Raw genomic sequence first — 23,036 nt, forward strand, 5'->3', positions numbered from 1 at the left:
ACTTGATAGATCTTTCGCCAACGGTAAATGACAGTTAACACTTGGATGACTACGCCGCGAGCTGGAGACGGTTCGCGGCGTTTTGACTCATCAGGCCAGTTCTGGCCCGCAACGGAAGAGACCGCGCAGTGACCGATACCCCGCAGAAACCGCCGCGCCGCCGTCCCTCGCCCGACAAGGGGCCGGGGCCAGGAGCGCCGGTACCCGGCATGGCCGCGCGCCGTGCGGCGGTGGATGTGCTGGGAAATGTGGTGCACAAGCATCGTCCGCTGGACCTGGAGCTGGACCCTTCCGGCGGCCATCCTGGCTTCCGGGCGCTGGAGGCCAAGGACCGCGCACTGGTGCGCGCCATCCTCGGCGCAGCGCTCCGCCGTCGCAGCCAGATCGAGTCCATCCTGCAGACCCTGCTCGATCGCCCGATCCCGGAGAAAACCGGCCGGGTGATGGACATCCTGCATGTCGCCGCCGCGCAGATGCTGTTCCTCGACATCCCCGACCGCGCCGCCGTCTCGCTTGCAGTCGACATGGCCGCGGCCGACAAGCGCGCCCGGCTGTACAAGGGTCTGGTCAATGGCGTCCTGCGCCGGCTCGGCCGCGAAAAAGAAACGTTGCTGGCGCAGCCGGTCGCAGGCGCGGCCGGTTTGCCGCTGTGGCTCGCCACCCGCTGGACCGAGGTCTACGGTGAGGCCCGGCTCGGCGAAATCCTGGCGGCACAGGCCAGCGAACCTGCGCTCGATCTCAGCGTGAAGTCCGATCCGGCCGGCTGGGCCGAGCGTCTTGGCGGCCGGGTCGTCGCCGCCGGATCCGTGCGGCTTCAGCGCAAGGGTGCGGTCGAGGATTTCGACGGCTTCGGCGACGGGGGCTGGTGGGTCCAGGATGCGGCAGCGTCCCTGCTAAGCCCGCCTGCTTGGCGACATCGCCGGCAAGCGCGTCATTGACCTCTGCGCCGCCCCTGGCGGCAAGACCGCGCAGCTGGCCGCAGCTGGCGCCGAGGTGACGGCCCTCGACATCTCCGAGAAGCGCCTGGGCCGCGTCCGGGAGAATCTCGCCCGGCTTGGACTGTCAGCGGAAGTGGTTGCGGCGGACGTGCGCGCCTATACGCCTGACGAGCCGTTCGATGCGATCCTTCTCGACGCGCCCTGCAGCGCCACCGGCACCATGCGGCGGCATCCGGACGTGGCCTGGACCAAGCGGCCCTCTGACATCGTCACCCTCGCCGCGCTTCAGGGCGAACTGCTGCGCCGCGCCTCTGGCTGGCTGAAGCCCGGCGGGATGATCGTCTTCTGCACCTGCTCCATGGAGCCGGAAGAAGGCGAAGCGCAGATCAGTGCCTTCCTGTCCGATTGTCCGGGCTTCGAACTCGTTCCGGTCACTGCCGGCGAGATCGGCGGTCTCGATGAGTGCATCACGCCGGAGGGCTATTTACGGACCCTCCCCTGTCATTTTTCTGGTGGAACGGCCCCCGACGGCGGTCTGGACGGCTTTTTTGCCGCCCGTCTGCGCCGTCTTTAACGGCCCCGTAACCGTTCTGCCGCGCAATTGAGCAACACGTCGCTAACCCTAACAAATCGTTACGTTCAAAGTTCATACGAGGGCATTTCCATTTCCAGTCGGCAACGGCGCATCAAGGGCAGGAGCCCGGCATGGCCCTGAAGACGGTCGGCGAACAGGGGCGCATCATGCGCCTTCTGGGTCACCATCTCTGGCAAACCAGCCTGCGATGGCTGCACGGTGGACCTCTGTTCCGCCTGCAACCCTTCGCCGGAACGCCCTCCCGTTTGCTCATCGCACCGCAAGACCTGCGCACGGCTGACCAGACCAATGCCATGGACATCTACGGCGGCCGCTTCCTGTTCAGCGGACAGGTGGTGGAAGCCAGGGGCCGCTCGCCCTTTGAGCTGAAGGGCGAGGACGACGGCTGGCAGCGGGAACTGCATTCCTTCGGCTGGCTGCGCGACCTGCGCGCTGCCGAAAGCAAGGTCGCCCGCCAGAACGCCCGCGCGCTTGTCGATGACTGGATCAAGCATTGCGGCCGCTGGCACGACATCGGCTGGGAGCAGCCAGTCGTCGCGCGCCGTGTCCTGTCCTGGCTTGCCCAGTCGCCGCTGGTGCTGGAAGAAGGTGACGCGGAGTTCTACCGCCGCTTCCTGCGCTCGCTCGGCCGCCAGGTCCGCTTCCTGCGCCGGACGATCAACGAAGCGCCAGACGGCGTACCGCGCCTGCAGGCCGCGCTCGCTGTCGCCGCCGCCAGTGTCTCCATGGCCGGCCAGGGCCGCTTTGTTCGTCAGAGCATGCGCCGCCTCGAATATGAACTGCAGCGGCAGATCCTTCCGGATGGCGGCCATGTCTCCCGCAATCCGCGTGCGATCCTCGATATCCTGACCGACCTGCTGCCGATCCGGCAGGCCTTTGTCACACAAGGCCTCGAGACACCGGCCGGCATGATGCAGGCGATTGACCGCATGATGCCCATGGTCCGGTTCTTCCGCCATGCGGACGGCGCATTCGCCCACTTCAATGGCATGGGGTCGACGCCGACAGATCTCGTGGCCACGATCCTTGCCTATGACGACGCGCGCGGCGCGCCTCCCGGCAATGCCCCGCATGCGGGATACCAGCGCCTGTCCGGCGGCGAGACCGTTGTTCTGATGGACACCGGCGTGCCACCGCCTGTCCATCTCAGCGAGGCAGCCCACGCCGGGTGCCTGTCGCTGGAACTGTCGTCCGGCCGGCACCGTATTGTCGTCAATTGCGGCGTATCCAGCCGGGCCAGCGACGGCTGGCGCCAGGTGGCGCGGTCAACAGCCGCCCATTCCACCGCTGGCATCGAGGACAGTTCGTCCTGCCGGTTCCTCGCTGACAAGCCCTTTGGCCGCTGGCTCGGCGCCCCGGTCGTTGCCGGCCCGACCAGTGTCCCGGTCGAACGGATCGAGGATGCGATGGGGACGCGGGTGACCGCCTCCCACAACGGCTATGCCGCGCGGTTCCACGTCCTGCATGAACGCGACATCCGGCTTGCCTCTGATGGCTCCGTGCTGGACGGACTGGATCTCTTCACCAGTTCCGGTGCGCTCAGCGAGCAGGATCATTTCACCCTGCGGTTCCACCTGCACCCGCTCGTGAAGCCCGAGCTGCTGCGCGGCGGATCCGGCGCAGAGCTGGTGTGCCCGGATGGCGAGACCTGGGAGTTCGACGCCAGCGGCGGCGAACTGGCACTCGAAGAATCCGTCTATCTGTCTGACGTCTACGGCCATCGGCGCACGCAGCAGCTGGTGATCTATGGCCGGATCAGCCAGGCCAGCCAGATCGCCTGGCAATTCCGTCGCACCGTCCTCGCCCGCCCGCAACGTCGCTTCCGTACGGACGAGGACGGGCTCTACCCACCGCTCGACGACTGATTTGCCGGCTTGCGGACCTTGCGTCCTTCCGTTGCGCCGTCATTCGTGTTAGGGCCACGGCCACTTCCCAACCTCTGATCTGCGAGGCAAGGCCATGGCCGTGGTGTCCAAGGGGGTTCCCGTTCCCCCGCTCGTTTCCGTCAAGCGCGCGCTTCTTTCCGTCTCCGACAAGACCGGACTGCTGCAATTCGCCAAGGACCTTGCCGATCGCGGCGTGGAGCTGATCTCCACCGGCGGCACCCGCAAGACACTGGCCGATGCCGGCCTGCCGGTAAAGGACATTTCCGAAGTCACCGGCTTCCCGGAAATCATGGATGGCCGCGTGAAGACGCTGCATCCAATGGTGCATGGCGGCCTTCTCGCCATCCGCGATGACGCGGACCACACCGCAGCGATGCAGGCACACGGCATCGGCAGCATCGACCTGCTCTGCGTCAATCTCTATCCCTTCGAGGACACGGTCGCCTCCGGCGCCGACTACGCCACCGGCGTCGAGAACATCGACATCGGCGGCCCGGCCATGACCCGCGCTGCCGCCAAGAACCACGCCTATGTCACCGTGGTCGTCGATCCGGCTGACTATGCCGCCGTCATTGCGGCCCTGGACGAAAACAACGGCCAGTCGCCAATCGACCTGCGCAAGCGTCTGGCGCAGAAGGCCTTCGCCCGCACCGCCGCTTATGATGCCGCCGTGTCGAACTGGCTCGCTGCCCAGATCGGCAACGAGGCTCCGGACTACCGCGCCATGGGCGGCAAGCTCGCCGAAGTGATGCGCTACGGCGAGAACCCGCACCAGTCGGCCGGCTTCTACACCAATGGCGAACGCCGCTTCGGTGTGGCAACCGCGCGTCAGCTGCAGGGCAAGACCCTGTCCTACAACAACATCAACGACACCGACGCGGCCTTCGAGCTGGTCAGTGAATTTGATCCGGCGCGGACCAAGGCCGTGGCCATCATCAAGCACGCCAACCCCTGCGGCGTTGCCGAAGGCGCGTCGATCAAGGCCGCTTACGAGCTGGCGCTGCGCTGTGATCCGGTCTCGGCTTTCGGCGGCATTGTCGCGCTGAACGACATTCTGGATGCCGATGCAGCCGAAGAGATCGTCAAGATCTTCACCGAGGTAATCATCGCCCCGGCAGCGACCGACGAGGCCGTCGAGATCGTGGCAAAGAAGAAGAACTTGCGTCTGCTGGTCACCGGTGGTCTCGCCGATCCGCGCGCTCCGGGCCTCGCTGTGAAGTCGGTCGCCGGCGGCCTGCTGGTTCAGTCCCGCGACAACGGCGTGGTCGACGACCTCGACCTGAAAGTCGTGACCAAGCGTGCCCCCAGCGCCCAGGAACTGGCTGACCTGAAGTTTGCCTTCCGCGTTGCCAAGCACGTGAAGTCCAACGCCATCGTCTACGCCAAGGACGGCGCGACGGTTGGCGTTGGTGCAGGCCAGATGAGCCGGGTCGACAGCGCCCGCATCGCGGCCCGCAAGGCTCTTGATGCGACTGAGGCCGCCGGTCTTGCTACGCCGCTGACCAAGGGCTGCGTCGTTGCCTCGGATGCCTTCTTCCCGTTTGCCGACGGCCTGCTGTCGGCTGCGGAAGCCGGCGCCACGGCGGTGATCCAGCCCGGCGGCTCGATGCGCGATGACGATGTCATTGCTGCCGCAGATGAAGCTGGCCTTGCGATGGTTCTGACGGGGATGCGGCACTTCCGTCACTGAAGTGTCACATTGAACAACTTACAATCTTAAATTGAATCTGAAGGCTTCCGTTACGTCGAGTAGCGACACAACCGGAAGCCTTTTTTAATACTGAGCGTGTTTACTTCGATGCACTGCAATAGCGCGCCAGAAGGGCGTCGCGAATTTTGACGGGCTAGTCGGAGAGCACCGGATGTTCAAGAACGCCAAGGTAACGACCAAGTTGGTCAGCGTCAGCATTTCGGCGCTTGCCGCCGTGCTGGTGTTAGGCATCGGATATATCGGCTGGAAAGCCTCGGATACGACACACGAGCTGGCCTTCGAGCAGGCAGAAGCTGTCGCACGCGAGCAGGCCGAATATGTCCGCAGAACCATGGAACATGGCCTGACGGTTGCCCAGAGCCTTTCCAACACGCTGAACGGCCTGAAGCGCAGCGGACCGGTTGATCGGCTTGCGTGGATCAACATCGTCGAAGACGTTGCGGTGAAAAACAAGGAGCTTTCCGGTGCGTGGGGCATGGTTCTTGACAACCAGCTCGACGGCCGCGACGCCGAGTTCGCCAATGCCGAAAAGCATGACGCCGGCGGCGCGTGGCGCCCTTACTACTACCGCCTGCCGGACGGCAAGATCGGCTATCGCGCGATTGAAGCCGTCAATGCAAGCAGCCCGGCCGATGCCTGGTTCTTCGATGCCTACACATCTGGCAAGGACCGCGTGACCGAACCCTACAGCTGGGAAGTGGAAGGCAAGCAGATCACCGGCGTATCCTTCAGCGTGCCGCTTCGTGACGGCAACAAGGTGATCGGTGTCGTCGGCACGGATATCATCCTGACCGCCCTCTCCGACACGCTCGCCAACAACAAGCCGCTCGGCACCGGTACCGTATCGCTTTTGTCGCAGGCCGGCGTGTGGGTCGCCAACGCTGATCCCGATGCTCGCGGCAAGCCGATCACCGAGGCCTCCAACGGTCAGCCAGCGGACGTGGTCGCCAAGGTCATGAACGCGGTCAAGTCGGCACAGCCCTATTCTTACATGGCCTATTCGGCCCAGGCGGGCGAAGATGTGATGAACATCATCGTGCCGGTGAAGATCGGTGACACCGGTTCGAGCCTGTCCGTTGTCGTCTCGGTTCCGACTTCGACACTGAACGCGACATCGACATCGATCATCACCACGATTGTCGGCGTTGGCGTGGCACTTCTGGTCGTCGTTGCTCTCTCCATCCAGCTGGTCGGCAATGCCATCGTCCGCCGTCCTCTGGAACGCGCCGTCAGCACGATCAATGCCCTCATCGATCGCCGTTACGACGTGCGCATTGCTGACACCGACCGCGGCGACGAAATCGGCCAAATCAGCAAGGCACTGGAGGTGTTCCGCGACAAGGCCCGCCAGGCCGAAGAGCTGGCTGCCGAGCAGGACGAACAGCAGCGCGCCCGCGTTGCCCGGGCCGAAACCATTCGCGGCGTGTCGCAGGATTTCGACGCCAAGATTTCGCGTCTGACCGACACGGTCTCCTCGCTGGTGGCCGACCTCAACTCCGCGTCCGTTACGCTGACGCGCGGTGCCGATGACACCAGCTCCAAGAGCACGACCGTGGCTGCTGCCTCGGAAGAAGCCTCGTCCAACGTGGAAGCTGTCGCTTCCGCCGCCGAAGAACTGCTGGCCTCGGTTGGTGAAATCGGCCGTCAGATGAGCCAGTCGAGCGAGATTGCCCGGCAGGCCGTCGCGCAGGCGCACCAGACCAACGGCAAGATCGAAGCCCTTGCCGGGGCAGCGAGCCGCATCAACGAGGTGGTCAGCCTCATCCAGGCGATTGCCGAACAGACCAACCTGCTCGCCCTCAACGCCACCATCGAGGCCGCCCGCGCCGGTGAAGCCGGTCGCGGCTTTGCAGTCGTGGCCGCTGAAGTGAAGGAACTGGCCAACCAGACGGCCAAGGCAACTGAGGAAATCTCGACCCAGATCCAGTCGGTTCAGGCAGAAACCGACGGTGCCGTCGAAGCCATCAAGGGCATCTCGGCAACCATCGAACGGATGAACGAGATCTCCGGCGGCATCCAGGTCTCGGTCGACCAGCAGGGTATCGCCACCCGCGAGATCGCCCGCAACATCCAGGAAGCCTCGAACGGCACCCAGGAAGTGGCGCGTAACATCGTCGCCGTGTCGGCTGCCGCAAATGACACGGGCGAGACAGCGCGCAAGGTCAGCTCTTCCGCCGCTGTGCTGCAGAAGGAAGCCGAACAGCTGCGCAGCGAAGTTCAGGTCTTCCTGTCGAGCGTCCGCCAGAGCGCCTGATCTGCATCACACAGTCTGTGAAACTCGAAAAGCCGGCCCAGCGCCGGCTTTTCTTTTTTCCGGATCACGGTTGACGCACACCCGACAGGACCAGCGCACCGAGCCCGAAGAAGATCAGGATCACCGCCATCCCGGCCGCCTGACTGCCCGTTGCTGCCGTTACAAGAGCTACGGACAGGGGGGCGAAGAAACTCGTGACCTTGCCGGACAGGGCGAACAGCCCGAAGAACGCACCCACCCGCTCCGGCGGGCTGAGATGCACCAGCAGGCTGCGCGCCGATGCCTGCAATGGTCCGGCCATCGCACCGATGACACCACCCAGAACGAGGAACATCAGGTCCGGTGCCGAGGAGAACAGCGCGCCCGGCGTCGCCGGCGCGACGTCGATACCGAACAGGATCGTGTCGCGGTCGACCGAAACGATGCCAAGGCCGCACAGCAGTAACCCGCCCAGCGCGCCCAGGATGACCGGCTTGGCACCGATCCGGTCGTCCAGCCAGCCGCCGATCAGCGCCCCGGCCGTGCCGGTGATGGTGAGCAGGATGCCGAAGGTGCCGATCTGGATTGTCGTCCAGCCCAGAACCCCTGCAGCATAGATCCCGCCAAAGGCAAACAGCGCCACAAGCCCGTCGGCAAAGATCATGTTGGCGAGAAGGAACCGCCCTACCCCCGGCACGCGGCGTGCTTCCATCAGGGCCGCAACGAGACGTGCACGGCCCTGCCGGATCGCTGCGCCATAGGCCATGCGCCGGGGCACGTCAGGCGTGAACAGGAACAGGGGCAGCACGAAGACAACAAACCAGAGCGCCGACAGCGGACCTGCCGCCCGGTCACCGGCTCGGGTTGCCGGATCCAGCCCGAACAGCGGCTCGAAACCCAGCAACGTCCGGCCCGTATCGGGACTGGCCGCCAGAAAACCAAGCGTCAGCACCAGACTGGCAAGCCCGCCCGCATAGCCCATCGCCCAGCCGGTTCCAGACAGGCGCCCCAGCCGGCTGCGCGGCACCAGATCCCCCATCATCGCGTTGTTGAACAGCGTTGCAAATTCGATGGCCACCGTTCCGATGGCAAAGGCGGTCAGCGCGATCACCACTGACAGCGGCTCGCCCGGCGCCGTGTACCAGAGCGCAACACAGGCGATGAGATAAGGCACGGCAAAGCCGGCGATCCAGGGCTTGCGTGCACCGGTGGCGTCAGCGATCGCCCCCAGCAACGGCGCCAGCAGCGCTGTGACCAGCCCGGCCGCTGCCGTGGCATAGCCCCACAGTTCCTGCCCCTCCGCTGGCGTTGCGGCCAGGCTTGCAGCAAAGAACGGGGCAAAGACGAAGGTCGTCACCAGCGTGAAAAACGGCTGGGCAGCGCAGTCAAACAGCACCCACCCGAACAGGCCGCGCCTTGTCGTTCGCTGATGATCGTGCAAGGCGCATTTCTCCTGAGTTGCTGTAGGGCCAGACCGGCCCAAATTGCTCGCAAAACAGAAAGTTGCGCAAGACGGTCACGGTCGGACCGGCGGTATTTTCAGCGGATTGCCCCGCCCTGAACGGGCGGGGCAATCCCGTTGTCTCGATCAGCGGGCGACTTCAGCCAGAAGGCTGGCCGCGACGGAGAACTTGGACACGCTGATCGCGCCTTCCAGGATCTCGCCAACGGCGCGGGTCGTGCGCGTCACTTCTGCCTCATGCGCGCCCAGCCAGTTGCTGAAGCCACCGGCTTTCACAGCCGCAGCGGTCAGGTCGCGGTGGGCATTGGCCAGGGTCGCGCGGGCCCGGTCCAGCGCCAGTCCGTCGTAATAGTCGGAGATGGTGAGATCCCGGGCGAGCGCATCCATCGCGCCGATGCGGAAGTGCTGGGCAACCTCGAAGAAGGTCTTTGCAGCGGTTTCAAGCGGAGCACCGACATCGCCGGCGACCAGGACGATATCCGGGATGGTGGCTTCGACCGGCAGGAAGGCGATGCGATGCGCCAGATCCTGCGGCACGCCGCGTTCCGCGAAGCTCGCCGCCCGTGCCAGCAGAACTTCTGCCTGCGCCGGCGTCACTGCATCGGCCAGACGCTGGCCGAGCGCCGCAATGCCATCCGAGAACCGGTCAACCACCGCCGCGATACCATCGCGGAACGACACATGCCGCTTGAACCAGAGCACCTGCTCGAGGAACAGGTCCTGCACCTCGGCATAGAGTTCCAGCTGCAGGCCGCCATCGATGCGGGCGTCGAGCGCATCGATCGCCTCGTTGAGGCCGGTCAGGCCGAAGGAATTGCGAACCGCGACAAAGCAACGGGAAATGTCTGCCTCGCTGGCTCCCGTCTGGTCTGCGATGCGGGTCACGAAGGTCGGCCCACCCCGGTTGACCATCGAGTTGGCCAGCATGGTGGCGATGATCTCGCGCCGCAGGCGATGGCCACGGATCTCGTCAGCAAACTCGCTGTCCATCCGGTCGGGGAAGTAGCGGAACAGCTCCAGCGACAGGTAGTCATCATCCGGAACATCGCTGTCCAGCAGCGCGTCATAGAGTGTGATCTTGGCATAGGCGAGCAGCACGCCGAGTTCCGCGCGGCTGAGGCCAAGACCGGCCTTTTCCAGTTCGGCAATCGCCAGGTCGTCAGGCAGGTACTCAACCTGACGGTCGAGATGCCCGGCCTGCTCCAGCTGGCGCATCATGCGCACCTGATAGCCGAAATCCTCGAGCCCGCGCCGTTCCGTCATGGAGATGGCCAGCGTCTGCAGGTAGTTGTTCCGCAGCACAAGACCGGCCACCTCATCGGTCATTTCGGCCAGGATCACGTTGCGGGCCGGGATGTCCAGCTTGCCCGCCTGCACCGCCGCGCCGAAGGCGATCTTGATGTTCACCTCCATGTCGGAGGAGTTCACGCCGGCGCTGTTGTCGATGGCGTCGGAGTTGGAGCGGCCACCCTTGCGGCCGAACTCGATGCGCGCACGCTGGGTCATGCCGAGGTTTGCGCCCTCGCCGATGACCTTGGCGCGGACATCCTTCGCCGTCACGCGGATTGCGTCGTTGGCGCGGTCGCCGGCATCCGCATCGGTCTCGCTGGAGGCCCGGATGTAGGTGCCGATGCCGCCAAACCACAGGAGGTCAACGTCGAGCTTCAGGATCGCGGTCATCACCTCCTGCGGCGTTGCCTTGGCCTTGGCGAGACCGAGCAGTGCCTGAATCTCGTCGCTGAGCGGGATCGACTTGAGCTGGCGCGAGAACACGCCGCCACCTGCGGAGATCAGCTCGCTGTTGTAGTCCGCCCAGGACGAGCGGCCCATGTTGAACAGGCGCTGACGCTCGGCAAAGCTGACGGCAGCATCCGGATTGGGATCCAGGAAGATGTCGCGGTGATCGAAGGCCGCCACCAGCCGGATCTCCTTCGACAGCAGCATGCCGTTGCCGAAGACGTCGCCGGACATGTCACCCACGCCGGCAACGGTGAAGGGCTCGGTCTGGATGTTGCGGTTCATCTCGCGGAAGTGACGCTTCACCGCTTCCCAGGCACCGCGCGCGGTGATGGCCATCTTCTTGTGGTCATAACCGGCCGAGCCGCCCGAGGCGAAGGCGTCGCCAAGCCAGAAGTCACGGCTCGTCGAGATGCCGTTGGCCGTATCGGAGAAGGTTGCCGTGCCCTTGTCGGCGGCGACCACCAGATAGGGATCATCCTCGTCATGCCGCACGACTTCCAGCGGCGGGATGACATGATCACCCTTGAGGTTGTCCGTCACATCGAGCAGCGAGCCGACGAAGATCTTGTAAGCTTCGGTGCCTTCGGCAAACACGGCTTCACGATCCCCGCCCACCGGCAGGCGCTTGGGCACGAAGCCGCCCTTGGAACCGACCGGAACGATCACGGCATTCTTCACCTGCTGTGCCTTCACCAGGCCCAGCACTTCGGTGCGGAAATCCTGCGGGCGGTCAGACCAGCGCAGGCCGCCACGCGCCACCTTGCCGAATCGCAGGTGGATGCCTTCGACGCGCGGGCTGTACACCGAGATTTCACGGAACGGGCGCGGCTGCGGCAGATCCTCGATGGCCCGGGAGTTGATCTTGAAGGCAAAGGTCGGCTTCGGCTTGCCGTCCTGGCCGAGCTGGAAGAAGTTGGTCCGCAGCGTCGCGTCGATGACATTCTGGAACCGGCGCAGGATGCGGTCATCGTCCAGGCTGACGACGGCATCGAAGGCCGTGGTCAGTTCATCCTCCAGCTTGGCCGTCTTCAACGTGCGGTCGCTGTCGGACAAGGCCGGATTGAAACGGATGTGGAACAGCTCGACCAACGCCGCAGCAATCGCCGGGTAGTTGTTGAGTGTCGTCCACATGTAGTCTTCGGAATAGCGGATGCCGACCTGACGCAGATACTTGGACAGGGCGCGCAGCATGGCGATATCCCGCCAGGCAAGGCCCGCGCTCAGGACAAGCGCGTTGTAGCCGTCGTTTTCCGCCTGCCCCAGCCAGACTGCCATGAACAGCGCCTCAAGCCGGTCCTTCAGGCCCGCCGTCAGGTCGAAGTCGGAGCCACGGGTCGCTTCCAGCGTCATTTCATGCAGGTAGTAGAGCGGCATGTCCGTCGGCGTGATGCGATAGGTGCGCTCGTTGATGACGCGGAAACCCATGTTTTCCAGAAGCGGCACGCGCGCGGACAACGGGATCGGCGCACCGAGATTGTAGACCTTCAGCGACAGCCGGTCCGCCTGGCTGGCAGAGGCACGGGCAAAGGTGATGCTGGTCTTGCGCTCTTCCGACAGGGTCTCGATCTTGACCACGTCCGCCAGCGCCATCTCGGCCGAATAGACTTCCTTGTACCCGCCATGGAAAGCCAGTGCATAGCGTTCGGACAGGCGGTGCGCGGTTTCAGGGTCAAAGCGCTCCTTGAAGGCGTCGCGCAGGCCATCCGGCCAGGTGCGCACCATGGAGGCGACAGCCAGTTCCAGGTCCTCCTGCGCCACGACCGGCGTCTTGCCCTTGTCGCGGCCGATGATGAAGTGCACGCGGGCCAGCGGACCTTCCGGATAGGTCACGTACCAGGCCGACAACCTTCCATCAAACACGGAGGCAAAGTAGGTCCCGACGTTGAGACGGACTTCGGTCGTGTAGCGGTCACGCGGGATGTAGCAGAGGATCGACACATAGCGGTCGAACTTTTCAGCGCGGGCCAGCACGCGGATGCGCGGGCGTTCGTCGAGCTGCAGGATCGACATGGCGAAATCGTAGAGCGTTTCCTGGTCGATCTGGAACAGCTCGTCGCGCGGGAAGGTTTCCATCACATTGGTGAGGGCGCGGCCGGAATGACCGTCAGGATCAAGGCCTGCCTTCGCCAGAACACTGGCGACCTTGCGGCGCAGGAACGGGATCTTGCCGGTCGGCTCATTGTAGGCGGTCGAGGCAAACAGGCCGACGACCCGCAGCTCACCGACCATGGTGCCGTTTTCGTCGAACAGCTTGGTGCCGACATAGTCCATGTAGACCCGGCGGTGCACCCGGCTCTTCACGTTCGCCTTGGCGATGATCAGCGGATCCGGACGCTTGAGAAACTCGCGGATTTCCGGGGTGATCTGGACGAATTCCGTACCACGGCGCAGAACGCGGACATCGGGATTGGCAAGCGTACCAAGACCGGTCCCGTCGACCGGGATCAGCTCGCCGTCCTCGACGCTGCCATTGAACGTGTACTCGCGCATGCCGAGGAAGATGAAATTGTCATTCGCCATCCACTCCAGGAAGTGGATCGCCTCCCACAGTTCGTCGCGGCCGTTCACGACAGCGGTCTTGTAGGTGTTGATCGCGGTGTTCAGCCGCTTGCGCATCGGCTTCCAGTCCGTCACCGCGGAATGCACATCGGCCATGATCAGGTTCAGCCGATCGGCGAGCGCCTTGCGGGCTTCTTCCGATCCGATGCGGCTGACGTGAATGTGGATGAGGCTTTCCTGGTTGTCCTCGCGTGCGCTGGCCTGCTTGCGTCCGGCGACGGACACCAGCTTGCCGCCGGCATCGCGCTCGACCGAATAGATCGGGTGCAGCACCAGATGCACTTCGAGGCGGCTGTCCTGCAGTTCGGCCATCACCGAATCGACCAGGAACGGCATGTTGTCATTGACCAGTTCGACAACCGTCACCTCACCGGCCATCTTGCCGGCGGCCTTGAAGGCCGGATTGGTCACGCTGACGCGATGCGTGCCCGCAGCGTGAACTTCAAAGCCGGCATAGGCTGCCTTGGCGAAGCCTGCGAGCTCGTCGGCGCTGTAGGCGACAAGATCCTCGGCCGCACCCCGCAGGTACAGTTCCTCGGCAAAGTCCGCGAGGCCCGGATGTCCGCTTGCCAGTGCCTGCCGCACCTCTGCAATCAGTTCGGCTTTCCGGTGTTCCCTTGCGTGCGGCATCTTGTTCCTCCTGGTCCGCGACTCAGTGGCGAGCATGCTAGATTAGCGAACTAGCCTAAAAAATGACGATAACCGGGAGGGATTACAAAATGTCGAATGCGCCAGTGATTGCCCTGAACCTGCAAGGCTCCGCCGAATTCAGCGAAACGACGCAACGGTATTTCGAAAAATGTCAAGAAAAGCTCGGACTTGTTCCGAATGTTTTGATTGCCTACGCTTTTGACGACACGAAATTGCGCGCCTTCACTGACATGTACAACGACCTGATGCTTGGCGCCTCGGCCCTCAGCAAGCTGGAGCGCGAGATGATTGCGGTGGTCGTGTCATCGGTAAACCGCTGTTTCTATTGCCTGACTGCCCATGGCGCCGCCGTAAGGCAGCTGTCTGGCAACGCAATGTTTGGCGAGATGATGGTGATGAACTATCGGGCCGCCCCCCTCTCCCCGCGCCAGAAGGCCATGCTGGACTTCGCGCACAAGCTGACCGAGCGCCCGGCCGAGATCGAGGAGCATGACCGCCAGGCGCTGCGCGACGTCGGCTTCAGCGACCGCGACATCTGGGACATCGCATCGGTCACCGCCTTCTTCAACATGTCGAACCGGGTTGCAGCTGCCGCCGACATGCGGCCGAATGATGAGTATCACTCAATGGCCCGTTGAGTTTCTGCCCGGACTGAAGGGATGCGCGTGCCGTGACAGGGTGGCCGTTTGCGTGTAAAACCCGGCACGTTGCGATGCGCGTATCGCAGTCCAGACATTCGACATGAGGGAAAGGAACAGGCCCATGGTGGCGCGGGTATTCATTGATGGTGAGGCTGGAACGACGGGTCTGCAGATCCGCGAGCGCCTTGCTGAACGCCGCGACATCGAGCTGCTCTCCATTTCCCAGGAGCGCCGCAAGGACCTCTCCGCCCGCGCCGAACTGCTCAACGCCGCCGATGTAGCCATTCTCTGCCTGCCAGACGAGGCGGCCAAGGAAAGCGTGTCGCTGATCACCAACGACACCACCGCCGTCATCGACGCATCGACCGCCTACCGCGTGGCCGAAGGCTGGACCTATGGCTTTGCCGAAATGGACAAGTCGCAGCCGGCCGCCATCGCGGCCTCCAAGCGCGTGTCCAACCCGGGCTGCTGGCCGCAGGGCGTGATCGCGGCACTTCGGCCGCTGATTGCAGGCGGACTGGTTCCTGCCGACTTCCCCGTCGCCGTCAATGGCATCTCCGGTTATTCCGGCGGTGGCAAGTCGATGATCGAGGACTACGAGGCAAAGGGCGATGCGGCCAACGTCTTCCTGCCCTATGGCCTTGCCTTCAATCACAAGCACCTGCCGGAAATGCAGCGCTACAGCGGCCTGTCATCCGCGCCGCTGTTCGTGCCGTCGGTCGGCAACTACTACAAGGGCATGATCACCAGCGTTCCGCTGAACCTCGCCCTCCTGCCGAAGGTGCCGTCCGGCGCAGAGATTCACGCCGCCATCGCCGACCATTTTGCGGCCCAGACCGACGGGTTCGTCGAGGTCGCGCCGCTGTCGCCGCTTGACCGGGCATCGGAGTTGAACCCGCAGGCGCTGAACGGCACCAATGCGATGCGGCTCTATGTCTTCGCCAATGATGCGCGCGCCCAGGCCGCGATCATTGCCGTCTATGACAACCTCGGCAAAGGCGCCTCGGGTGCCGCCGTGCAGAACCTCAACATCCTGCTGGGCGTCGCCCCGGCAACAAGCCTCGCCGCCTGACGGCGGGGCCACAAGAACAAAAGACCAGAGACCTTGGAGTAACGCCTTGCAGAAGTTCACCACGCTCACGGGTGTCGCCGCACCGCTGCCGATCATCAACATCGACACCGACATGATCATCCCGAAGCAGTATCTGAAGACGATCAAGCGCACCGGTCTCGGCACCGCGCTGTTCTCGGAAATGCGCTACAACGAGGATGGCTCGGACAATGGCGACTTCATCCTGAACAAGCCGGCCTACAAGGGCGCATCGATCCTCGTCGCCGGCGACAACTTCGGCTGCGGCTCCTCCCGCGAGCATGCCCCGTGGGCACTGCTCGATTTCGGCATCCGCTGCGTGATCTCCACGTCCTTCGCCGACATCTTCTACAACAACTGCTTCAAGAACGGCATCCTGCCGGTTGTCGTCAGCAAGGAAGAGCACGACAAGCTGCTCGACGACGCCTCGCGCGGCGCCAACTCGACCCTGACGGTTGACCTGGAAACCCAGGAAATCAAGGGCCCGGACGGCGGCGTGATCCGCTTCGAGATCGACCCTTTCCGCAAGCACTGCCTGTTGAACGGCCTCGACGATATTGGCCTCACCATGGAAAAGGCCGCCTCCATCGACAGCTTCGAAGCCAAGGCCGCCCAGTCCCGCCCCTGGGCCTGAGCTGACCCTTTTCAGAGCGACAAAAACTCAAGCCCCGGTGCATCGCGCCGGGGTTTTTTGTTGGCCCTGCCAGTGCTTTGCCAAGACTGGGCATGAGCCATTGCCACACCCACGGACGTCATCCCCGCCCCCGTGCGGGGATCTGACCCGTTCACCTACCCCCCACCTGGATCATCCCTGAAAATCTGGATCCCCGCACGGCGGCGGGGATGACCGGAGCGGGTGGTGTTTCAGTCAGAAAACCGGGTGCTGACGCGACCAGCCAAAACAAAAGGCCCGCCGTTTGGCGGGCCTTTCGGGATCAGCATAGGGGCCGGATCAGTCGCGGTTCTGGCGGTTCTCGATCAGGTCCTCGACCACAGTAGGATCGGCCAGCGTCGAGGTATCGCCGAGGTTCTCGAAGCTGTCCTCGGCGATCTTGCGCAGGATGCGGCGCATGATCTTGCCGGAGCGGGTCTTCGGCAGGCCGGGCGCGAACTGGATCAGGTCCGGCGAGGCAATCGGGCCGATTTCCTTGCGGACATGGGCCACCAGTTCCTTGCGCAGCGCCTCGCTCGGCTCTTCGCCGGCCATCAGCGTGACATAGGCGTAGATGCCCTGCCCCTTGATGTCATGCGGATAGCCCACGACAGCGGCTTCCGACACCTTCGGATGCGCAACCAGGGCGCTTTCCACCTCGGCCGTCCCCATGCGGTGACCGGACACGTTGATCACGTCATCGACGCGGCCCGTGATCCAGTAATAGCCATCGGCATCGCGGCGGCAGCCGTCACCCGTGAAATACATGCCCTTGTAGGTGGCAAAGTAGGTCTGCACGAAGCGCTCGTGATCGCCATAGACGGTGCGCATCTGGCCGGGCCAGCTGTCGACGATGACCAGGTTGCCCTCGGTCGCACCCTCGAGGATGTTGCCTTCCGCGTCCACCACGGCCGGCTGGACACCGAAGAACGGCCGCGTGGCCGAGCCCGGCTTCAGCGCCGTCGCGCCCGGCAGCGGCGTGATCAGGATGCCGCCGGTCTCGGTCTGCCACCAGGTGTCGACGATCGGGCACCGCTTCTCGCCGACAACGTTGTAGTACCACATCCAGGCTTCCGGATTGATCGGCTCACCCACCGAGCCCAGCAGCCGCAGGCTCTTGCGCGACGTGCGGGTCACGTGCTCGTCGCCGGCGCCCATCAGCGAGCGGATCGCGGTCGGCGCCGTGTAGAAGATGTTGACCTTGTGCTTGTCGACCACATCCCAGAACCGGCCCGCGTTCGGGTAGGTCGGAACGCCTTCAAACATCAGCGTGGTCGCGCCATTGGCCAGCGGCCCATAGACGATGTAGCTGTGGCCGGTGACCCAGCCCACGTCCGCCGTGCACCAGTAGACGTCGCCGTCGTGGTAGTCGAAGACATACTGATGCGTCATCGAGGCATAGACCAGATAGCCGCCGGTGGTGTGCATCACCCCCTTCGGGCTGCCGGTGGAGCCGGACGTGTAGAGGATGAACAGCGGATCTTCCGCGTTCATCTCGGCCGGCGGGCAAACGTCGGAAACCTTGGCCACTTCCTCGTGGTACCAGACATCGCGGCCCGGGGTCATGGTCACGGCACCACCGGTGCGCTTGACCACGATCATGGTCTCGATCGGAGCCTTCTCGACCGCTTTGTCCGCATTGGCCTTGAGCGGCACGCCGCGGCCACCGCGCAGGCCTTCATCTGCGGTGATGAGACAGGTCGACTTGCAGTCGGCAATGCGCTGCGCCAGGCTGTCCGGCGAGAAGCCGCCAAACACGATCGAGTGGATCGCGCCGATGCGGGCGCAGGCCAGCATCGCGTAGGCCGCTTCCGGGATCATCGGCAGATAGATCGTGACGCGGTCGCCCTTCTTCACGCCCTTGGCGAGAAGCACGTTGGCGAAGCGGTTCACTTCCCGCGACAGGTCCTTGTAGGTAATGATCTTGTGCTCGGACGGATCATCGCCTTCCCAGATGATCGCAGGTTGATCACCGCGTGTCGCAAGATGACGATCAACACAGTTCGCGGCCACGTTGAGCGTGCCGTCTTCGAACCACTTGATCGACACGTTGTGATAGTCATACGACGTGTTCTTGACGCGAGAATAAGGTTTGATCCAGTCAAGGCGCTTGCCGTGTTCACCCCAGAACGCATCCGGGTTGTCCACTGACTGACGATACATTTCCTGATATTTCGCGTTGTCGACGAGGGCGTGCGCCGCCACTTCCGCCGACACCGGGAACACGTTGTCAGACATGCCTTCCTCCCTACAGACTTCCGGATGGTTTCCCCAAGGGAACCCCGTTTCGGCGGCATTATGCTCAGCGAAGCGGGGAACGTCCATTAGGGATAAGTCGAACTTTCGTAGACAGATTCGGTGCTTAGGTCACCCGACAAGTCCGATCACGGCACCCTGAATCAAGAGAACACCCAGCCAGTGCCCACCGTCGATCAGCAGGAGGAGCGGGCTAGTCTTTTGATGCCGATGCGACACAACCAGCGATGTGAGGAAAAATCCGGTCCAGATCATGCCAGCCGAAATCAGGCCACTTTTCACGCTGAGGCCGCCAGCATGATAGATCACGCCGGCAAAGATGAAGGCCATCAGCAGCTCGGCAGCGAATGTCACCAGCATGGTGATCGGGCCCGGCCGCGCCGCATCGGCCGACATTCTGGCCGCACGCTGCCACGGCCGTCCGAGCAAGCCATACCACAGCGCGCCGAATGCAAAGCTGGCAACGGCCGCAAGGGCCACACCGACGAGGTTGATGCCGTCAAACATCATGGCCGATATCTCCCGTGTCGCCCGTCTCAGCCGCGGCCGCCGAAGATGGCCGAACCGACCCGCACATGCGTCGCCCCGAAGGAGACGGCGGTTTCATAGTCGGCAGACATGCCCATCGACAGCTGCGACAGACCGTTGCGCTGCGCGATCTTCTGCAGCAGTGCGAAATGCGGTCCCGGCGCTTCCTCGACCGGCGGAATGCACATCAGGCCGATCACGGTCAGGCCGATGTCCTCCCGGCACAGGCGAATGAAGGCATCGGCCTCTTTCGGCGCGATGCCTGCCTTCTGCGGTTCCTCGCCGGTGTTCACCTGGATGAAGCACGGCAGATCCCGGCCCTGCGCCGTCATTTCATCTTTCAGCGCCCGCGCGATCTTTTCCCGGTCGATCGTGTGGATCACGTCGAAGGTTGCGACCGCTTCCTTCGCCTTGTTCGACTGCAGCGGTCCGATGAGATGCAGCTCGATGCCGGCAAAGTCCTGCCGCAACGCCGGCCACTTCCCCATGGCCTCCTGCACCCGGTTCTCCCCGAACACACGCTGACCAGCCACAAGCACTGGCCGGATGTCATCGGCTTCGAATGTCTTGGAAACAGCGATGAGCGTAACGGCGCCCGCTTCGCGGCCGTGTTCGGCCTCGGCACTCCGGATGTCGGCGATGACCGTTGCGAGACGATCTGTTGCTGTGTCGGCCATGGTGTAACTCCGGCAAATGCGGACCGGATCGGTCCCTGACAGCCCTGATACGGCGGCAAGCCTGTCCGGTTCAAGCCACTGCGTTTCTGGGCAACGGTTCAGACAGTGCTGCAGGCGCGAAAAGCGCCGCAATTTCAGCCAATCATGTTGACCCTTGCGGGAAATTCTGGTGACAGTCCGGCAGATGTTTGTTTGATGCGCCTGCTTTGCGGGCGCCAGTGAAATGGCGAATTTGATGGCTACGGAACGGGAACGCTACAACGCACGCGACGTCGAAGCGCGCTGGCAGAAGGTGTGGGACGAGAAGGACGTGTTCAAGACGTCCAATGACGATCCGCGCGAGAAATATTACGTGCTGGAGATGTTCCCCTACCCGTCCGGCCGCATTCACATGGGCCATGTGCGCAACTACGCCATGGGCGACGTGGTCGCTCGTTACAAGCGCGCAATGGGCCTGAACGTGCTGCATCCGATGGGCTGGGATGCCTTTGGCATGCCGGCCGAGAACGCGGCCATGCAGAACAACGTCCATCCGAAGGACTGGACCTACGAGAACATCGCGTTCATGCGCGGCCAGCTCAAGATCATGGGCCTGTCGCTGGACTGGAGCCGCGAGTTCGCGACCTGCGACGTGGAGTACTACACGCAGCAGCAGCGCCTGTTCCTGAAGTTCCTGGAAGCCGGCCTCGTCTACCGCAAGAAGTCGAAGGTCAACTGGGATCCGGTCGACATGACCGTGCTCGCCAACGAGCAGGTGATCGACGGCCGCGGCTGGCGCTCCGGCGCACTCGTCGAGCAGCGCGAACTGACCCAGTGGTTCTTCAAGATCACCGACTATTCCGAGGATCTTCTGGAAGCGATCGACACGCTCGACCGCTGGCCGGAAAAGGTCCGCCTGATGCAGAAGAACTGGATCGGCAAGTCGGAAGGCCTGCGCGTCCGTTTCGAGTTCACCGCTCCGGCCCCGACGGGCGACAAGACACTCGAGATCTTCACCACCCGCCCCGACACGCTGTTCGGTGCCTCGTTCATGGGCCTGTCGCCGGATCACCCGATCTCGGTGAAGCTCGCCGAGAGCAATCCGGATCTGGCCGCCTTCATCGAGGACTGCCGCCGCATCGGCACCTCGGCCGAAGCCATCGAGACGGCCGAGAAGAAGGGAATGGACACAGGCCTGCGCGTGAAGCATCCGCTGGATGCCTCCATCGAGCTGCCGGTCTATGTCGCCAACTTTATCCTCATGGATTACGGCACCGGCGCGATCTTCGCCTGCCCGGCGCATGACCAGCGCGACCTCGATTTCGCCCGCAAGTACGGCCTGCCGGTCAAGCCCGTCGTGCTGCCGAAGGATGCCGATCCGGCCGCCTTCACCGTCGCCGACGTCGCCTACACGGATGATGGCACCATCTTCAACTCCGGTTTCCTCGACGGCCTCAGCATCGCCGATGCCAAGGAGACGGTCGCCCGCAAGCTCGAGGCCGTGATCATCGACGGCGCGGCGCAGGCCACCCGCCAGGTGAACTATCGCCTGCGCGACTGGGGCATTTCGCGCCAGCGCTACTGGGGCTGCCCGATCCCGGTCATCCACTGCGACGACTGCGGCGTGGTTCCGGAGAAGGACGAAAACCTGCCGGTCAAGCTTCCGGACGACATCAATTTCGAAAAGCCGGGCAACCCGCTCGACCGGCACGCCACCTGGCGCCATTGCTCCTGCCCGAAATGCGGCAAGCCGGCGCGCCGTGAGACCGACACCATGGACACCTTCGTGGACAGTTCCTGGTACTTCGCCCGTTTCACCGCTCCGCACCACGACCAGCCGACCGACCCGGCAGCAGCCAACGGCTGGCTGGCTGTCGACCAGTACATCGGCGGCATCGAGCATGCGATCCTGCACCTGCTCTATTCGCGCTTCTTCACCCGCGCGATGCAGAAGGTCGGCGCGCTGGACCTGAAGGAGCCGTTCAAGGGCCTCTTCACCCAAGGCATGGTTACGCACGAGACCTACAAGAGCGTGGAAGGCAAGTGGCTCAGCCCGGCCGAGGTGCAGTTCATCGAAGGCGAGACCCGCTCTGCCATCGAGATTGCCACCGGCGCTCCGGTGACCATCGGCTCCATCGAGAAGATGTCGAAGTCGAAGAAGAACACGGTCGACCCGACGGACATCATCGCCACCTATGGTGCCGACACCGCGCGCTGGTTCGTGCTGTCGGACAGCCCGCCGGAGCGTGATGTCATCTGGACCGAGGAAGGCGTTCAGGGCTCCTGGCGCTTCGTGCAGCGCGTCTGGCGTCTGGTCGGCGAAGTTGCCGCCACGCCGAAGCGCAGCACCGAGGCCCCGCAGATGGGCGATGCCGCGCTTGAGCTGCGCCGTGCCACCCACAAGACGCTGGCTGCCGTGTCGCGTGACATCGAAGGCCTCGGCTTCAACCGTGCCGTTGCCCGCATCTACGAACTGGTGAACCAGATCGGCAAGACCGTCCACAACGGGCTGGCCGACGCCGATGCCGCCTGGGCCGCCCGGGAAGCCTGCGAATACCTTGTCATGATGATGGCACCGATGATGCCGCATCTTGCCGAGGAATGCTGGACCGAGCTTGGCCAGTCCGGCCTCGTCGCCGAAGCCCGCTGGCCGGTTCTGGATGAGGCGCTGCTCGTCGAGGACAGCATTGTCCTGCCGGTGCAGGTCAACGGCAAGAAGAAGGGTGAGATCACCGTGGCACGTGATGCCTCGACGGCGGACGTCGAAGCAGCCACAGTGGCACAGGACTTCGTTCAGCGGGCGCTTGAAGGCCGCGCACCGCGCAAGATCATCGTCGTGCCGCAGAGGATCGTGAATGTCGTTGGCTGACGCTTGGGCGCGCGGGCGCCGCACCTCTTTCGGGATTGCTCTGGTTCTGGCCAGCGGGGTTCTGCTGGCCGGCTGCCAGGTGCGGCCGCTCTATGGCCAGCTGCCAACCACGTCCGGCCCGGCCGGGGAAACCGTGCAGGGTGAACTGGCGGCGATCGAGATCGAGAAGATCGACACCGTCAATGAAACCCGGCTCTCCGATGCCCGGCGCGTGCTCTACAACGAGCTGCTGTTCGGCTTCGAGCGCGGCACCTATCCGCCGGCCAAGAAGTACCGCCTGCGCATGGTCATGAACATCGGCGTTGCCGAGGTCGGTGTGGAGCGTCTTGCCGACGTGCCCTCGGCCTACTCGACGACGATGAACGTGACCTTCGTGCTGGCGGATGCGGCCGACAACCGGACCCTGATGACCGGCAAGTCCTTCGCAACCGCCTCCTACGACTTCTCCAGCCAGCGCTTCGCCAACCTGCGCGCCCGCCGTGATGCGGAAGAGCGGGCGGCGAAGGTGGTGGCGCAGGACGTCCAGGCGCGCATCGCCGGTTACTTTGCCACTCGCAAGTGAGGTGATC

The 23,036-nt window shown here is 63.9% G+C and carries 13 protein-coding genes and 1 pseudogene; 9 read left to right on the plus strand and 5 right to left on the minus strand.

Going from position 1 to position 23,036, the window contains the following annotated elements; genetic code table 11:
* Positions 1 to 128: 128 nt before the first annotated feature.
* From rsmB to OVA12_RS12105, 4 genes and pseudogenes are all read left to right on the plus strand, one after another.
* Positions 129 to 1,512: pseudogene (rsmB, locus tag OVA12_RS12090) on the plus strand (16S rRNA (cytosine(967)-C(5))-methyltransferase RsmB).
* 131 nt (positions 1,513 to 1,643) lie between these two features.
* Positions 1,644 to 3,398, plus strand: a complete 1,755-nt coding sequence (locus OVA12_RS12095; protein ID WP_268137636.1) for a heparinase II/III family protein — start codon at positions 1,644 to 1,646, stop codon at positions 3,396 to 3,398.
* A 94-nt stretch (positions 3,399 to 3,492) separates the two neighbouring features.
* The gene (gene purH, locus OVA12_RS12100; protein WP_268137639.1) at positions 3,493 to 5,109 is read left to right on the plus strand and encodes a bifunctional phosphoribosylaminoimidazolecarboxamide formyltransferase/IMP cyclohydrolase; all 1,617 of its coding nucleotides are present in this window, start codon (positions 3,493 to 3,495) and stop codon (positions 5,107 to 5,109) included.
* 172 nt (positions 5,110 to 5,281) lie between these two features.
* Positions 5,282 to 7,384, plus strand: coding sequence for a methyl-accepting chemotaxis protein (locus tag OVA12_RS12105; RefSeq protein WP_268137641.1), 2,103 nt, complete (start codon positions 5,282 to 5,284; stop codon positions 7,382 to 7,384).
* 64 nt (positions 7,385 to 7,448) lie between these two features.
* Here the strand turns inward: OVA12_RS12105 and OVA12_RS12110 are convergent, their stop codons facing one another.
* Positions 7,449 to 8,804: an MFS transporter gene (locus OVA12_RS12110; RefSeq protein WP_268137645.1), complete on the minus strand. Its 1,356-nt coding sequence runs from the start codon at positions 8,802 to 8,804 to the stop codon at positions 7,449 to 7,451.
* A 147-nt stretch (positions 8,805 to 8,951) separates the two neighbouring features.
* Complete coding sequence (locus OVA12_RS12115; RefSeq protein WP_268137647.1) at positions 8,952 to 13,754, minus strand: NAD-glutamate dehydrogenase; 4,803 nt, start codon at positions 13,752 to 13,754, stop codon at positions 8,952 to 8,954.
* An 89-nt stretch (positions 13,755 to 13,843) separates the two neighbouring features.
* Between OVA12_RS12115 and OVA12_RS12120 the strand changes: the two genes are divergently transcribed.
* The 3 genes from OVA12_RS12120 (at position 13,844) to leuD (ending at position 16,140) form a co-directional block, all read left to right on the plus strand.
* Positions 13,844 to 14,413, plus strand: coding sequence for a peroxidase-related enzyme (locus OVA12_RS12120; RefSeq protein ID WP_268137649.1), 570 nt, complete (start codon positions 13,844 to 13,846; stop codon positions 14,411 to 14,413).
* Between the two features lie 124 nt (positions 14,414 to 14,537).
* Positions 14,538 to 15,488 carry an N-acetyl-gamma-glutamyl-phosphate reductase gene (gene argC / locus OVA12_RS12125; RefSeq protein ID WP_268137652.1) on the plus strand — a complete coding sequence of 317 codons (951 nt, stop codon included), beginning with the start codon at positions 14,538 to 14,540 and terminating at the stop codon, positions 15,486 to 15,488.
* Positions 15,489 to 15,534: 46 nt separating this feature from the next.
* Positions 15,535 to 16,140: a 3-isopropylmalate dehydratase small subunit gene (gene leuD, locus OVA12_RS12130; protein ID WP_268137654.1), complete on the plus strand. Its 606-nt coding sequence runs from the start codon at positions 15,535 to 15,537 to the stop codon at positions 16,138 to 16,140.
* 318 nt (positions 16,141 to 16,458) lie between these two features.
* On the opposite strand, the gene acs is transcribed toward leuD, so the two are convergent.
* The 3 genes from acs to OVA12_RS12145 all read right to left on the minus strand — a co-directional run bounded on the left by acs (position 16,459) and on the right by OVA12_RS12145 (position 19,619).
* The gene (acs, locus tag OVA12_RS12135; RefSeq protein WP_268137656.1) at positions 16,459 to 18,396 is read right to left on the minus strand and encodes an acetate--CoA ligase; all 1,938 of its coding nucleotides are present in this window, start codon (positions 18,394 to 18,396) and stop codon (positions 16,459 to 16,461) included.
* Positions 18,397 to 18,525: 129 nt separating this feature from the next.
* Positions 18,526 to 18,924 carry a DUF1761 domain-containing protein gene (locus tag OVA12_RS12140; protein ID WP_268137658.1) on the minus strand — a complete coding sequence of 133 codons (399 nt, stop codon included), beginning with the start codon at positions 18,922 to 18,924 and terminating at the stop codon, positions 18,526 to 18,528.
* A gap of 26 nt (positions 18,925 to 18,950) precedes the next feature.
* A complete protein-coding gene (locus OVA12_RS12145) occupies positions 18,951 to 19,619 on the minus strand; it encodes a YggS family pyridoxal phosphate-dependent enzyme (RefSeq protein WP_268137660.1) in 669 nt (222 codons plus the stop codon).
* A 235-nt stretch (positions 19,620 to 19,854) separates the two neighbouring features.
* Here OVA12_RS12145 and leuS point away from each other — a divergent pair, with 235 nt between their 5' ends.
* The gene (gene leuS / locus OVA12_RS12150) at positions 19,855 to 22,467 is read left to right on the plus strand and encodes a leucine--tRNA ligase (RefSeq protein WP_268137662.1); all 2,613 of its coding nucleotides are present in this window, start codon (positions 19,855 to 19,857) and stop codon (positions 22,465 to 22,467) included.
* Positions 22,454 to 23,029 (plus strand): LPS assembly lipoprotein LptE, encoded by a 576-nt coding sequence (locus tag OVA12_RS12155; protein ID WP_268137664.1) that lies wholly within the window; start codon positions 22,454 to 22,456, stop codon positions 23,027 to 23,029. The genes leuS and OVA12_RS12155 overlap by 14 nt, the downstream gene beginning before the upstream one ends.
* Positions 23,030 to 23,036 lie beyond the last annotated feature (7 nt).

The organism is Pannonibacter sp. SL95 (assembly GCF_026672425.1).
Lineage (GTDB): Bacteria > Pseudomonadota > Alphaproteobacteria > Rhizobiales > Stappiaceae > Pannonibacter.

Bases quoted from the DNA above. Each gene is read 5' to 3' on its own strand.
- purH (WP_268137639.1), top strand. From the start codon at position 3,493: ATGGCCGTGGTGTCCAAGGGGGTTCCCGTTCCCCCGCTCGTTTCCGTC.
- leuS (WP_268137662.1), top strand. From the start codon at position 19,855: ATGGCTACGGAACGGGAACGCTACAACGCACGCGACGTCGAAGCGCGC.
- argC (WP_268137652.1), top strand. From the start codon at position 14,538: ATGGTGGCGCGGGTATTCATTGATGGTGAGGCTGGAACGACGGGTCTG.
- OVA12_RS12115 (WP_268137647.1), bottom strand. From the start codon at position 13,754: ATGCCGCACGCAAGGGAACACCGGAAAGCCGAACTGATTGCAGAGGTG.
- OVA12_RS12120 (WP_268137649.1), top strand. From the start codon at position 13,844: ATGTCGAATGCGCCAGTGATTGCCCTGAACCTGCAAGGCTCCGCCGAA.
- acs (WP_268137656.1), bottom strand. From the start codon at position 18,396: ATGTCTGACAACGTGTTCCCGGTGTCGGCGGAAGTGGCGGCGCACGCC.
- OVA12_RS12155 (WP_268137664.1), top strand. From the start codon at position 22,454: ATGTCGTTGGCTGACGCTTGGGCGCGCGGGCGCCGCACCTCTTTCGGG.
- OVA12_RS12140 (WP_268137658.1), bottom strand. From the start codon at position 18,924: ATGATGTTTGACGGCATCAACCTCGTCGGTGTGGCCCTTGCGGCCGTT.
- OVA12_RS12095 (WP_268137636.1), top strand. From the start codon at position 1,644: ATGGCCCTGAAGACGGTCGGCGAACAGGGGCGCATCATGCGCCTTCTG.
- OVA12_RS12105 (WP_268137641.1), top strand. From the start codon at position 5,282: ATGTTCAAGAACGCCAAGGTAACGACCAAGTTGGTCAGCGTCAGCATT.
- OVA12_RS12145 (WP_268137660.1), bottom strand. From the start codon at position 19,619: ATGGCCGACACAGCAACAGATCGTCTCGCAACGGTCATCGCCGACATC.